Source organism: Xenorhabdus entomophaga (assembly GCF_037996725.1).
In the GTDB taxonomy this organism is placed as follows: domain Bacteria; phylum Pseudomonadota; class Gammaproteobacteria; order Enterobacterales; family Enterobacteriaceae; genus Xenorhabdus; species Xenorhabdus khoisanae.
In genome coordinates this window covers 18,182-30,643 of record NZ_JBBMXH010000051.1, presented here as the reverse complement: position 1 = coordinate 30,643, position 12,462 = coordinate 18,182, and the positions used below count along the sequence as shown (strand labels likewise).

The 12,462-nt window shown below is 37.3% G+C and carries 11 protein-coding genes and 2 pseudogenes; 11 read left to right on the top strand and 2 right to left on the bottom strand.

The features are described 5' to 3' along the window. The 4 genes and pseudogenes from AAC854_RS12000 to AAC854_RS11985 form a co-directional block, all read left to right on the top strand. Positions 1–637 (top strand): ISAs1 family transposase (locus tag AAC854_RS12000; RefSeq protein ID WP_340617318.1); only part of this gene is annotated, 637 nt, incomplete at its 5' end. Between the two features lie 92 nt (positions 638–729). After that, a pseudogene (locus tag AAC854_RS11995) lies at positions 730–1,058 on the top strand (IS1-like element transposase); the annotation flags it as partial. An 86-nt stretch (positions 1,059–1,144) separates the two neighbouring features. Further along, the gene (locus tag AAC854_RS11990; protein ID WP_340617317.1) at positions 1,145–2,179 is read left to right on the top strand and encodes an IS110 family RNA-guided transposase; all 1,035 of its coding nucleotides are present in this window, start codon (positions 1,145–1,147) and stop codon (positions 2,177–2,179) included. Between the two features lie 231 nt (positions 2,180–2,410). Further along, a pseudogene (locus tag AAC854_RS11985) lies at positions 2,411–2,743 on the top strand (IS1 family transposase); the annotation flags it as partial. A 113-nt stretch (positions 2,744–2,856) separates the two neighbouring features. Here AAC854_RS11985 and AAC854_RS11980 read toward each other — a convergent pair. Further along, the gene (locus AAC854_RS11980; protein ID WP_340617316.1) at positions 2,857–3,777 is read right to left on the bottom strand and encodes a LysR family transcriptional regulator; all 921 of its coding nucleotides are present in this window, start codon (positions 3,775–3,777) and stop codon (positions 2,857–2,859) included. Positions 3,778–3,897: 120 nt separating this feature from the next. Here AAC854_RS11980 and AAC854_RS11975 point away from each other — a divergent pair, with 120 nt between their 5' ends. From AAC854_RS11975 to AAC854_RS11945, 7 genes are all read left to right on the top strand, one after another. After that, positions 3,898–4,869 carry a transporter substrate-binding domain-containing protein gene (locus AAC854_RS11975; RefSeq protein WP_340617315.1) on the top strand — a complete coding sequence of 324 codons (972 nt, stop codon included), beginning with the start codon at positions 3,898–3,900 and terminating at the stop codon, positions 4,867–4,869. A 37-nt stretch (positions 4,870–4,906) separates the two neighbouring features. Next, positions 4,907–5,797: an L-isoleucine 3(1)-dioxygenase gene (gene hilA, locus AAC854_RS11970; protein WP_340617314.1), complete on the top strand. Its 891-nt coding sequence runs from the start codon at positions 4,907–4,909 to the stop codon at positions 5,795–5,797. Between the two features lie 30 nt (positions 5,798–5,827). Continuing rightward, entirely contained in the window at positions 5,828–6,544 is a 717-nt protein-coding gene (gene hilB / locus AAC854_RS11965; protein WP_340617313.1) for a 3(1)-hydroxy-L-isoleucine 4-dioxygenase HilB, read from the top strand. 5 nt (positions 6,545–6,549) lie between these two features. Further along, positions 6,550–7,278, top strand: coding sequence for an SDR family NAD(P)-dependent oxidoreductase (locus AAC854_RS11960; RefSeq protein WP_340617312.1), 729 nt, complete (start codon positions 6,550–6,552; stop codon positions 7,276–7,278). A 47-nt stretch (positions 7,279–7,325) separates the two neighbouring features. Continuing rightward, complete coding sequence (locus tag AAC854_RS11955; RefSeq protein ID WP_340617311.1) at positions 7,326–8,579, top strand: ATP-grasp domain-containing protein; 1,254 nt, start codon at positions 7,326–7,328, stop codon at positions 8,577–8,579. Positions 8,580–8,622: 43 nt separating this feature from the next. After that, positions 8,623–9,855, top strand: a complete 1,233-nt coding sequence (locus AAC854_RS11950) for an MFS transporter (RefSeq protein ID WP_340617310.1) — start codon at positions 8,623–8,625, stop codon at positions 9,853–9,855. Positions 9,856–11,468: 1,613 nt separating this feature from the next. Then, positions 11,469–11,774 (top strand): helix-turn-helix domain-containing protein, encoded by a 306-nt coding sequence (locus tag AAC854_RS11945; protein WP_340617309.1) that lies wholly within the window; start codon positions 11,469–11,471, stop codon positions 11,772–11,774. A gap of 109 nt (positions 11,775–11,883) precedes the next feature. Here AAC854_RS11945 and AAC854_RS11940 read toward each other — a convergent pair whose 3' ends face one another. Continuing rightward, complete coding sequence (locus AAC854_RS11940) at positions 11,884–12,351, bottom strand: MarR family transcriptional regulator (protein ID WP_340617308.1); 468 nt, start codon at positions 12,349–12,351, stop codon at positions 11,884–11,886. Between the last annotated feature and the right edge of the window lie 111 nt (positions 12,352–12,462).

Here is a 12,462-nt window from a genome sequence, read left to right as displayed (position 1 = left end):
CACGATTGACGCGATGGGCTGCCAGTACAAAATTGCTGACCAGATTGTTGAGAACAAAGCCGATTATGTGCTGGCGTTAAAAGGCAATCAGGGTGAGCTTCACGACGATATCAAACTCTTTTTCGATACGCAGTTGGCGAACAATTTCGCCGGAATGTCTCACGCGAAAACGCAGCGCGTAGATGGTGATCATGGACGTATAGAACAGCGCCAGTTATGGCTGGTTAATGATATCCATTGGTTGCGAGAGCGGCATCCTCACTGGCATACACTGGGGGGTATCGCCGTTGTCGAGTCCTGGCGTGAGGTGCAGGGAAAATCAGCGAGTTATGAAAGACGCTACTATATCACCAGTCACCGTGAGAAATCGGCTGAATTTATCGCGTACGCGATACGCAGTCATTGGCATATTGAAAATAAGCTGCACTGGCAACTGGACATGAGTTTTGGTGAAGACAATATGCGTCTGAGAAGTGGTCATGCGGCTGAAAACCTCGCCTTAATGAATAAAATAGCGCTTAACCTGCTGAAGAATGAGAAAACCGTTAAGGTCGGCGTGAAAACCAAGCGCCAGAAAGCCGGATGGGATAATAGCTATCTGCTGAAAGTCCTTACGGTGGGATTTACGTCAGTATAATTTAGACCCGTTTGCCCTGCCAAACGTTCCAGGTCATGCTCCCAATGATTAGGTAATATGATAAACTCCCCACTTTTTGTTATGGATGAGAGATAGCTAAAGTTGATGTGGTTTGTCGGTACTGTCACAAAACTGAAGAGGTTAAAGGGCATGGAAAAGGGCGCACTGGGCATCCGCGTTATCACTGTTATGCTTGCCGTAAAACCTTTCAACTGACTTATACTTATCAAGCCTGTCAGCCCGGCATGAAAGACCAGATTATTGATATGGCCATGAATAACGCTGGTGTCAGGGATACCGCTCGCGTCCTGAAGGTCGGCATTAACACGGTCATTCTCACACTAAAAAACTCACTCCCAGAAACATAACTACGCTGCCGCTTGCAGGGGGTGATATTCAGATTATCGGTGAAATAGACGAACAGTGATGTGATGGACGCCCCCCCTTTTTCCGAGGCAAACAGGGGCATCCTGTTATCCGGTGTACTGAATTTCGGGAGAACACATCATGAATACGATCAAAGTGGTTGGCATTGACCTTGCCAAAAGCGTTTTTCAGGTCTGCGTCTGGATGGCGGACGGTTCCGTTGCCTCTAACAGAAAGATTTCACGGCAAAAATTTCTTGATGCCGTACGGGCTTTTCCGCCGTCAACCACCATTGCCATGGAAGCCTGTGCCACTTCTCATTATTGGGGCAGAACACTACAGGCAATGGGTTATACCGTCAGGCTCGTCCCCACTCAACATGTCAAGGCCTTTAGCCACCATCAAAAGAACGATACCAATGATGCACTGGCTATCTGTGAGGCAGCCTGTCGTCCGGGTATCCATTTTGTCCCAGTTAAAACAGTGGAACAACAAGATATCAAAGCACTGCGCAGCGCCCGGCAGCTCATGGTGGAACAACGCACTGCGCTTGCCAATCAAATGCGCGCTTTTCTGGCTGAATTAGGACTGATTATTCCTGTTGGCATCCAGCAACTGCAACAGCATTTGCCAGATATTCTAGAAGATGAAAGCAACGCCTTGTCTTCCGCCCTGAGGCGCCTGCTTCATACCTTATGGGAAGATCTGCGTACCCTGAATAAGCACATTCATGATATGGAGAAAGAAACTGCGGCCCTGTCCCGCCAGCAAGTGGGCTATCACTTCCTGCTTACCATTCCCGGTGTTGGACCTCTCATTGCTGCTGCCTTCGTGAGTGAAGTCAGTATCCCCCAGTTTGCCAATGGCCGACAACTTTCTGCCTGGTGCGGGCTGGTTCCCCGGCAACACAGTTCCGGTGGAAAAAGTCGTCTCTCTTCCCTGAGCAAACATGGCAACTGTCATCTCCGAACGTTAATAATCCACGGTGCTCGTGCCGTAATGCGCTGTGCACAAAAACGGGATGATTGCTTAGGCGAGTGGCTGAGAGCATTGATTGCACGATGTGGATTTCTGAAAGCCACGGTCGCCTTGGCCAACAAGCTGACCCGAATTATCTGGAGTATCCTGAAGGATAACGTGGATTTTAATATGAAGAAAGCTTTTGCTATCAACTAATTGAATGACTTGAAACAGACGCTTTAACTGAGTTTGCAAGCACTGGTGAGAAAACGGCTACCGTCCCTGTCATAGCCTGAGAATGACCAAGGCAGTCACATGCCCGAACAGTGATAAGGAAACAGGGTGCGGACAACATCATGGCGCGGACAAATGAGTTCATTATGACGCCGGATATATGGCAGCAAACCGTATCAATTTAGTGCTTGTACAACCGGGGGCGTCCATATATGGCTCTGGTATGCCTGGGAACTCAACCTGAAGCGGGTAGTGGCACATGTTTTTGGTGATCGTAGCCGGAACACGCTGAAAAAACGGCTGGCACTCCTGTCTCCTTTTAACATTCAGTTCTACTGTACGGATGATTATGCTGTTTACGATTGCCTACCTGAGGAAAAACACCTCACGGGAAAGAAATTTACCCAACGTATAGAAAGAACCCATCTCACCCTGCGTATTCGTATAAAAAGGCTGAGTCGAAAAACGATAGGCTATTCCAAATCTGAAGAAATACACGATAAAGTGATAGGAACGTTTATTGAGCGTGAATACTACTTTCTCTAAGCAATCTAACCATTGGAAGCATGACCCCAGAAATTGGGGCATTTGCACACCGGGTTAATATAACAACTGACCACCCTTCTGAAAAATTGCACTTTTTAGTCGAACCCGCCACACTAATGAATCTCTTTCTGCTTCAACCATTGCATAAAGCCTTCAATGAATACTTTTGTTTTTAACGGTAATAATCGTTGTGGGAGTGTCACTATATAAGCATTTCTCGGGTATGGATTATCAATTATCCACTCAGGAAGCACTTTTTGTAGCTGCCCCTTAGAGAGATAAATACTAGCAATGAATGTCGGAATAAGGGCAATTCCCATTCCTTGAAGAATTGCATCTAACATTGCATCACTATTATTAATGATCAACCGTGGCGTTAAAGATACTCTGATGGCCTCCCTTCCATTTCTGAAAACCCAGCCACTATACATTTTTTGTTCATCAGGAAAAAAAATATTGTGTTCAATGAGTAAGCAAGGATCCTGAGGAAGTTTTTGATGATAGTTTATTGAACAAACAAGAATATAATCAATAGACATTAATAACCTAGCAACCATATTTTCTGGAGGGGTTTCAGTTATACGTAATGCCAGATCAAACTGATCATGTGCAATATTCACAATATTGTCGGTAAGAAATAATTTCACATTAATATCACGATAATCCTTCAGAAAATCAGATAAAAATGGTGTAAGTAATATTTTCCCTAACGTGTTAGGTGCCGTTATTCTTAGAATTCCTCGAGGTATATTACTAAAATTTTCTGCCTGTGAAAATAAGTCATCAGTTGCAGAAATAACGTTTAAAGCATAGTGATATATCTCCTGACCACACTCAGTTACTCGCAGTCTGCGTGTTGTTCGAATAAGAAGACGTTGCTTTAGTTGTATTTCAAGACGATCAATAATCCTGCTGACAGATGATGGAGACATAGACATCATTCGAGCTGTTGCAGAAAAGCTTCCTGTTTCAACTGTCTTAATAAAGACAAATAGGGCTGGAATAAACCCAGTTAATTCATTTTTGTTCTTCATGCATAAGTCTTTTGCAGATGGAGCATCTGGTCAAATTATCATTTAATCTTATGATACTCAATCATCAAGAACATATAATTATTAATGAAAACCCACGTAATTAAATTAAGAGGCTTAACTATGAGTGCAGGAGCGGTAATCCAGAGAATTAAAACCCGTGATGTATTAAATGTTGGGGTAAGTCTTGGTTTCATTGGGTTATCTTTTCGTGAGAGTAATAATTCCGATTGGGAAGGATTTGATATTGATTTAGCTAAAGCTGTTGCAATTGCTGTTTTAGATAATAGCGAAAGAATTAACTTTATTCCACTACAATCAGGTGATCGTTTTCAGGCATTAAAAGAAAATATCATTGATTTGGGGTGCTTCAACGCCAGTATAACTTTCCAACGCGAGATTGCACATTATGTCAGTTTTGTCCATCCTATGATGTTTGATGGTGAAATTTTAATGACACATATGGATAATCTAATAGATGATATACCTGAAGCTAAAGCAACTAAGAAACGTTGTATCGCGGCTATGAAAGGTTCTACGACACAGGAAAATCTAGAACGTTATTTTGGCGAATTAGGATTAAGCTGTGAAATTAAGCTCTTTGAATCTCCTCAACATGCACGAGAAGCCTATCAAAAAGATATATGCAATATTTATTGTTTAGATTCATATTTGCTTTCTGGAGAACGCATACAACTCGAAGAAAAAGAGAAACATATCTTGCTGAAAGATAGAATTTCTTTAGAAGCTATGTCACCGACAGTATCATCATATGACCCATTATGGCACTCGGCAGTAAGTTGGGTTATGAAATCTTTAATTGAAGCAGAAAATTTGGGCATAAACAAGCATAACATATATGAAAAATATAATATATCTACAGGATACCTAAATAGATTTCTTAAACCATCAAAAGAACTCTGCAATAAATTAGGTTTACAAACAGAGTTTACTTATAAAATAATAAGTGAAATTGGTAACTATGGTGAAATATTCGAACGTAATTTAGGAAAAAATTCCATATTAAATCAAGAAAGAAGAAAAAATAAAACATGGGCAGAAGGTGGTATGCTTTACTCCCCACTATTCATCTAACATTTAATTCATTATTAATACACTAAGGGGATTTTTAATGAGTAAAATAACTTTTGATAAACATCAGAAAATACTATTATCTGGAAACCAAGTTGATAATTTTGGTTATTTGGAATGTATAGATGGCAGTTTCGATATTGATATTGTGAAAAATATAATATTGAATGGAAATTATAAAGGAAACGTATTGTATATAATACGAAATTATGCTGATAAGAATATATGTTCAAGAATCGCAGACTCTTTTGACAGGGAAGTAAAAAAAAGCGGTGGTAATCGACCAGATGATGGTTTTGTTTTAACTAATCAAATCGGTGCAACGCAATTTGCCCGCAGCGGAGAACAATATACAGAAGAAGTAAATTCTCTAAATCAGGAAATTATGAATTTACTTTCGAGTGTTAGCCATTCTGAAGTTGATTATTTATTTTTCAATAAAACTTTAGAAACTATATTTATTCAAGATAATATTCATTTTGGGCCTGCGAGATTTAAAAGCTCATATTCATGTTTTGCAACTTTTCGTCGCTGGTTGGATAATGGGGTTATGTCTCTGATGCCTCACGAAGATAAAGCACAACTAAAATTTGCTGATATGGATAATTTTGAAATTGGAGCAGCTGAGACAGTGACAGCATATAATGTATGTTTAGAAGCCGCAACAGGTGGAGGTGAATTACAAATCTGGAATCTATCACCGGACGATGAATGCAGAAAACGACTAGGTGTTACTGATACTGGTTACCCATATCCTCCCGAAATGTTAACTAATATTGAACGCCTGTCAGTAAAGTTAAATGTTGGCGATATCTACTTCATGAATGCATGCTATTTACATGGAGTTAGTAGTGTTAATCAAGGACATAGATTAACTGCGGGACGTTTTATAGGGAAATTAAGTGATCAAAAAGTAATATACTGGACATAAATAATTATATTAAATATGGAGTAGATTAAAATGACTAACTATATAAATCACCTTTCTTCAGAAGGTTACTCCTATATTCCAGGTGAATATTATACAAACCTAAATGAAATTAATACATATGTTAAAAATGATTATCTACAAGAATTAAGAAATGGGTATAATAACTTAACTTTGGATCCATATTCTTTAGGTAATCGCTTGAGAGGGTACTCTCAATGTAAACGATTAGAGGATGAAACATTAATATTTGGTCATTTTACACCATATAAACAAACAAAAAAATATAATCCTGACACAGGAGATATTGTTCGAAACTATCCACTTTTACCTAAATCCATAACAGAAAATATTATCTTACAGTTTTTATTAAAAGATGACATTAGATTTATAGAAAAATATGGAAAAATTGGAAAGTTAAATAATCTAACTATTGGGATTCATCTTTTTAGATATCAAGCAAAATTTGATTCGCCGGCATACAGCTCTCCTGTCTGGTTACATAAAGATGATGAAGATGTTGTTTTTGTTCATTTAATTAACTCATCTTCCAATATGTTAGGCGGCGATAACCTTATTGCAAGTACTCCTAAAAAAATTGAAAGGGTGCTTCGTTTACAGAACCCTTTTGATACTCTAGTTGTCAACCATGATAAATACCATGCTGTAACCCCTGTTGGCTGCAGTATAAATGGAGAAATTGCAACAAGAGATATTATTTTAGTAACTTTCCAAAAAGTTGATGGGTAAGAAATATGAATTACGGAAAAATTATTGTGACAGGGAGTTCCAGTGGAATAGGCAAGGAGATAGTTAAAAAATTTCTTGATGACGGATATGATGTTGAAGGTATAGATTTATCTGAGAATGAACCATTTTCACATCAAAACTATAAACATCATCAACTAGATGTGACTAAATTTCATCAACTGGAGTATTTAATTAATAATATAGAGTATAGTAATGAAAATAATGTGCTAGTCAATTGTGCAGGTACTAGAGAGATCTGCCCTATTGATGAATTAACATTATCTCTGTGGGAAAAGATTTTCTCTGTTAATGTTACTGCCAGTTTTTTATCAGGTAAATATTTTTGTCAAAATATTATAAAAAGAAAACTAAATGGTTGTGTAATAAATATAGCTTCAGTATCTGGATTATTAGGAGAGCCTAACCGTACTGCTTATGTAACATCTAAGCATGCAGTAATAGGGCTGACTAAACAATTAGCTTTAGAATATGGCCGTTATAACATCAGAGTCAATGCTATTGCCCCAGGAGTTATTAGAACACCTTTAACTGAAAGCTACTATCATGACAAATTTCAGTTAGAAAAAATTTATAAGGGGCAGTTTTTACCCTCTCTGGGAATACCTGAAGATGTAGCTCAAGCAGCATATTTTTTAGCATCAAAAGGTGCCAATTTTATCACAGGATCAATATTAGTTGTTGATGGAGGTTGGACAATCGGAAAAGATCTTTAGTTTATAGTAATCATTATCTATCTTGTTTCATTAATTAGGAGGTGATTATGCCCGAAGGATATATTTTAATTTTAGGTGGTGAGTTCTCTTTAAGAGAGCGTGTACTTGCAGGAGCACTACGAGCTTCTGGAGGAATGCGCATTATAACCATGGCTAAAAATAGAACAAACTCAGTTATCAAGTTTTTTGATGGTTACTTATCAGGAGATGTAGCTGATGCACAACAAGTGCTTAATAGAGTAATAGAGCATGAAAAGGAAACTGGTGAAACTCCTGTAGCTGTTATTCCTATGAATGATTTCACTGTACGAGCATCAGCACTCTTAACTGAGCATTATCATTTGTACGGGAATGATACAAAGGTTATTGAACGATGCCGCAATAAATATTTAATGAAAAAAATACTTAAAGAGTCCGGACTCCCCGTCCCTGAGTTTGCAGAATTTCGAAAATTAGATGAACTGAAAAAACACATTTCTAATATTGGTCTTCCTGTAGTGATTAAACCAAGTGAAATGGCAGGTAGTTTAGGAGTGATTAAGATATCTCGCGAAGAAGATATCGAGGCTGCTTTTTCTCAGTGTGTGAAAGATGTGATCTCACTTAATGGTGAAGCTCATGCCCCTGAAGATCTTTTTCTGGTTGAGGAATATATAAATTCAATACAAGAAGTCAGCGTGGAAGTAATAAACCAAGGGGATTATCACGAAGCATTAGCAGTAACTGATAAATATTTGGGTGACGAACCACATTTCGTCGAAATTGGGCATAGCATGCCATCTGTTTATAATGATGATCATGAATTAAGAAATATTGCTATTCGCTCCTGTGAAGCTTTAGGCATTAAGTTTGGAATTGCTCATTTTGAAGCAAGAATTACTCCCGAAGGAGACGTAAAAATTATTGAAGTAGGTGCTCGAACAGGTGGAGATACCATTATGGATCTTATTGAAAGAACATATGGTATCAATCCATATGAATTACATGTAAGTAGTCACCTAAATAAACTTAGCACTGATTCATTTATACTCCCTCCTAAAGGATTAAGTGCTGTTGCCTTTATTAAAGCAAAAGAAGGAATTATTGAGAAAGTAATATTACCTTCATCACTTCCTGAATATATTACTAATATGCAGGTAACTGCTAAACCTTTGGATATTTCATATCCTCTAGTATCCTGGAAAACAAGAGAAGGATCCATTGAATTTTTCTGGAAAAATCGGAAGCCAGAGAAAAACTTTAGAGAGCATGTTAATATTACTAAACGATATTCAGAATCATTATTTACTTTTAAACAATGAGTCATGAGCCGTAAATACGGCTCTATATTATCAGGTGGATACAATGAATAATAATGAGTTTGGCCTAAACCGTTTTATCTGCTCTCGCTTTCTTGGAACATTATGTGACCAATTTTTACTTTTTGCAGTACCACTAGCAATACTTCAGGCTACGGGCTCATTAATGTTCGCTTCTTTAGCCTTTGTGATTGAATGGTTGCCTCGTCTGATTTTTTTTCCCTTATCTGGATTTATTGCCGATCGGGTCAATCCCAAATCAATATTTTTTAATGTTGAAATTGGACGCACTTTACTAATGCTAATTGCATTTTTTGTGCTATTTTTTTATCCAAAAATGACATTCCCTGTGTTAGCGATAATGATGGCACTACTCTCTATTGCTTATGTTCTCAATTTTGTATCGACAGAATCTCTCCTGCCACGAAATCTTCCTGCTGAAGAATTACCTAAAGCACTTTCTATGGTTCAGGGAGTTGATCAAATTACTCAGATTCTGGGGCCAACGCTAGCAGCCATAATATCTCTATATGGTGGTATTCATGCCATATTGGTTGTTGCAGGAGGCCTTTTTGCTATTTCAGCAATCAATTATCTTTTTCTTAAATCACGTAATATCAATGTTAAAGATAAGCTAAGTTTCACGTCCTTGATTGACTCTAATAAGCTAGGAGCAAAAGTACTTTGGAAGAATAAGATTCTTCTGCATCTGTGTGGATTAACATGGGTTGTTAATCTAGTATATGGTGCAGCCTTGGTAGTGAGTGCGGCGGTAATTCTCGAAGAATTTCATATGGCTGAACGCTATTTTGGTATTTTGCAATCTTCGGCAGCCATAGCAACAATTATGGCTTTCTTTTTTGTTCCCCGATTTGTCAAGCGCTTTGGATTATCAGCATTAGGAACAATTTCTTTTTGTGCAATGATCTTGGCTGGAATATTGATGACAGTTTCCGTCTATTATGTCATGTATCTTTTTGGCTACGTAATATTGATGGCTTTTGATGGTGTGTTTAGCGTCTATTTACGATCCGTCAGAAGTCAAATAATTCCTCAAGAACACCTCGGAAAAACAACTGGTTTAATTGGACTAATGAATATGTCTTCTGTCCCTGCAAGTGGTGTTGCAGTCACATTTTTAGCCAGCTATTTCAGTCCACTGGAAATTATAGGGATTATCCTCTCATTCGCTTTTATTATAGGGATTGTTCTGATTGTTCTGGGCCGTCGTGTTTTTGGGTATAAAAGTTGGCTACCGCCAGTGATCACCACCGAGTGAGTAAAAAGATCCCATTTTTATGGGGGGGAATGAATGACATACTTCTTTTTTATTCAAAGCACCAAGTACAATTCCACAACAACTCCCCCTCTATCATTAACCATCAATAAAATCGCCTTTTGTAAATACTAACAATAAAGTATGTTATTAACCCGGTGTGCAAATGCCCCAATTTCCATCATGCAGCATAATAAATTTTGGGATGTCGGAAAAAGCGGGCAACATGTGTATTTCTTCTTTGCAGCTTTCTGAGATGGCTTTTTGCCTTTCCTTCTAATTCTTGCTGATTTCTTGCGGGTGATGAGTGACGAAGGGCACTTTTCAAATCGCCATTAAGGTATTCATCGGGATTTAACTTTGGGGAATAGGCAGGGCGCGAGCATACTCTGATTAATATTCATCCAAAGAAAACTCTGGCTCGATAATCATCACACCAACCCGAAACACGTTTCCACCTGTTGTTTCCCACTAAAAAAACCTCAATATCGTGGTTCCTCATGGCTCGATTACCAAAGAAAAAAATAATACAAGTTGGTAAAAAAACGCCGTTGGACACAAATTATTATCCAGTTGTTTTTATTAAGAAAGTTTCAACATTAAGTCAGAAAAATCTTTTTTCTCTAAGTAATCACAAGTGCGAGTGAAGCCCAATTTTTAATAAATTTTAAGTTTATTTAGTGGAATAAGTAATATTAAGTGATATTTTTTAATGAAAATATACTAATTTGACAATAATTATACACTAAAATGTTCAAATCTATTTATGTAAGTCAAATCAATAGAATTTTATTAAAAAACAAAACATTTTATATCAAACTGTAAACATAATCCTACATAATATAACCTAAGTCAAATTTCATTACATACTACAAAACATTTATCTTAAGCAATTATAATATATGAATTTTTTTTGTTATTCATACATTTTATTGCGTCAAGATATTATCATTGGTTAAAAAACGTCAATTGATGTTAATCAATTTTTGCAAGATTGCACAGCATTAATATTTCAAAATCATTACATATCCAAAATTTAATTCCATTTAATAACGGCATAATGGATTATAAATCTAAACTGGACAGTTTGATATATTTTGTCCAGTTTATAACCTCAAGAAAGTCACCAATAAGAACTATATATGCTTATTAATATAATATTAGTAATAAACTTATCATTAGTTGCGTATTTACCTTATTTATTGACTATAAAATTATTAAAAATCAATTAGTTGAGTTATTAATTTTTATAAAAACCCACAAAGTGAAAATTAGGAGAATATGAGTTATCTCTCACGTAAGGAAAACAAAAATGTGTTGTTTAGCCTACGTCAATCAAGCAGCCGAGAGATGCAGAGATAACAACAGAACAAAGAAACGTAATTCGTATCATGGAAGAACACACCTTATCTCGGTGAAGGACCATTTTTTTACAAGATGTTAATAAAAAGGTCATGTCATTAAAAAAACAAGACGAATGTCAGAAAACAAAACGGCGAATTAGGTGGTAACAATAGGCTTACCGTGAACGGTAGTGAATCCGTCAAGGCAGGCTCTATTTTACGGGCAACCATCCTTGATGACGCCATAACTTACTGACTTAAAAAGGATAAAATATGGAAGATGCGAACTTATTAGTCGGAAGACGTATTCAAACCAAAAGGAAAGAATTGGGCATTACGGCAACAGCTCTGGCAAAGCAAATCAGTATCAGTCAACAACAACTTTCACGTTACGAAAGAGGGACAAATCGAATTAATTTAGCCCATCTTGTTGTTATTTCAACTATATTAGATACCCCAATTGAGTGGTTTTTTGAAGAGTGCTTCCAAAAACACAAAAAAGAGGATAACACCGTTAATAAACTCGCGGATCAATATATTCCCATTGCTGAAACAATTATAGGGAAGAATGGTTGTTAAATGGGACAAGATAAACGCGTCAGAAGCCTGTTATGAGACTGATTTAATTGTTCGCATTTAAGGCTTCTGACCCTTGTTAGTCAGTATTTCTGTATTGTGTATTTCACTGTCAAGAGTGTTCAATAATCCCAATGACATCCATAACAAATCGCTTGATAATTCTCAGTTCTTCCGCAGAATAACTTTCCAGTTTTTGTAACCACCTTGCTTCCGCTTGTTGATGCAATTTCTCATGGAGATCAAATAGTCGCCTCCCTTCGCCAGTAAGTCTGAAATAGGTCTCTTTCTGGTTATCCACCATTTTCAGTTTCTCAACCAGAGAACGTTGAAGAAGTTTTGCACACACTTTTGAAATCGCCCCCTTAGTCATTTTCACCGTTTGACTGATAGCGGTGATATTCAATAGCCCAGATTCCCCGATACACTGAATGACATGTAATTCAGACAGTGAGTAATCGCTGATTCCATACTCACGGAGCGTTTTTTCATCATGTCTTTGCTTAATATTGTCTCTCAGATGTATCAAGTGGTTAACGGCGGCAAGGATCTCGCGTTGGTGGACTGTGCTGTTAGTCATTTACGATTATTTCTCAGGAAACTATTTCCGACATCATAGCAAAAAAAGAAAAAAAAGAGCTTTACAAAATCTGCCAATTTATTAATCTCCATATTGTTTCCTTGGAAACAA

What these genes read in the sequence shown, in the direction of transcription:
- AAC854_RS11990 (WP_340617317.1), top strand. Translation starts at nt 1,145, where the DNA reads ATGAATACGATCAAAGTGGTTGGCATTGACCTTGCCAAAAGCGTTTTT.
- AAC854_RS11980 (WP_340617316.1), bottom strand. Translation starts at nt 3,777, where the DNA reads ATGAAGAACAAAAATGAATTAACTGGGTTTATTCCAGCCCTATTTGTC.
- AAC854_RS11975 (WP_340617315.1), top strand. Translation starts at nt 3,898, where the DNA reads ATGAGTGCAGGAGCGGTAATCCAGAGAATTAAAACCCGTGATGTATTA.
- hilA (WP_340617314.1), top strand. Translation starts at nt 4,907, where the DNA reads ATGAGTAAAATAACTTTTGATAAACATCAGAAAATACTATTATCTGGA.
- hilB (WP_340617313.1), top strand. Translation starts at nt 5,828, where the DNA reads ATGACTAACTATATAAATCACCTTTCTTCAGAAGGTTACTCCTATATT.
- AAC854_RS11960 (WP_340617312.1), top strand. Translation starts at nt 6,550, where the DNA reads ATGAATTACGGAAAAATTATTGTGACAGGGAGTTCCAGTGGAATAGGC.
- AAC854_RS11955 (WP_340617311.1), top strand. Translation starts at nt 7,326, where the DNA reads ATGCCCGAAGGATATATTTTAATTTTAGGTGGTGAGTTCTCTTTAAGA.
- AAC854_RS11950 (WP_340617310.1), top strand. Translation starts at nt 8,623, where the DNA reads ATGAATAATAATGAGTTTGGCCTAAACCGTTTTATCTGCTCTCGCTTT.
- AAC854_RS11945 (WP_340617309.1), top strand. Translation starts at nt 11,469, where the DNA reads ATGGAAGATGCGAACTTATTAGTCGGAAGACGTATTCAAACCAAAAGG.
- AAC854_RS11940 (WP_340617308.1), bottom strand. Translation starts at nt 12,351, where the DNA reads ATGACTAACAGCACAGTCCACCAACGCGAGATCCTTGCCGCCGTTAAC.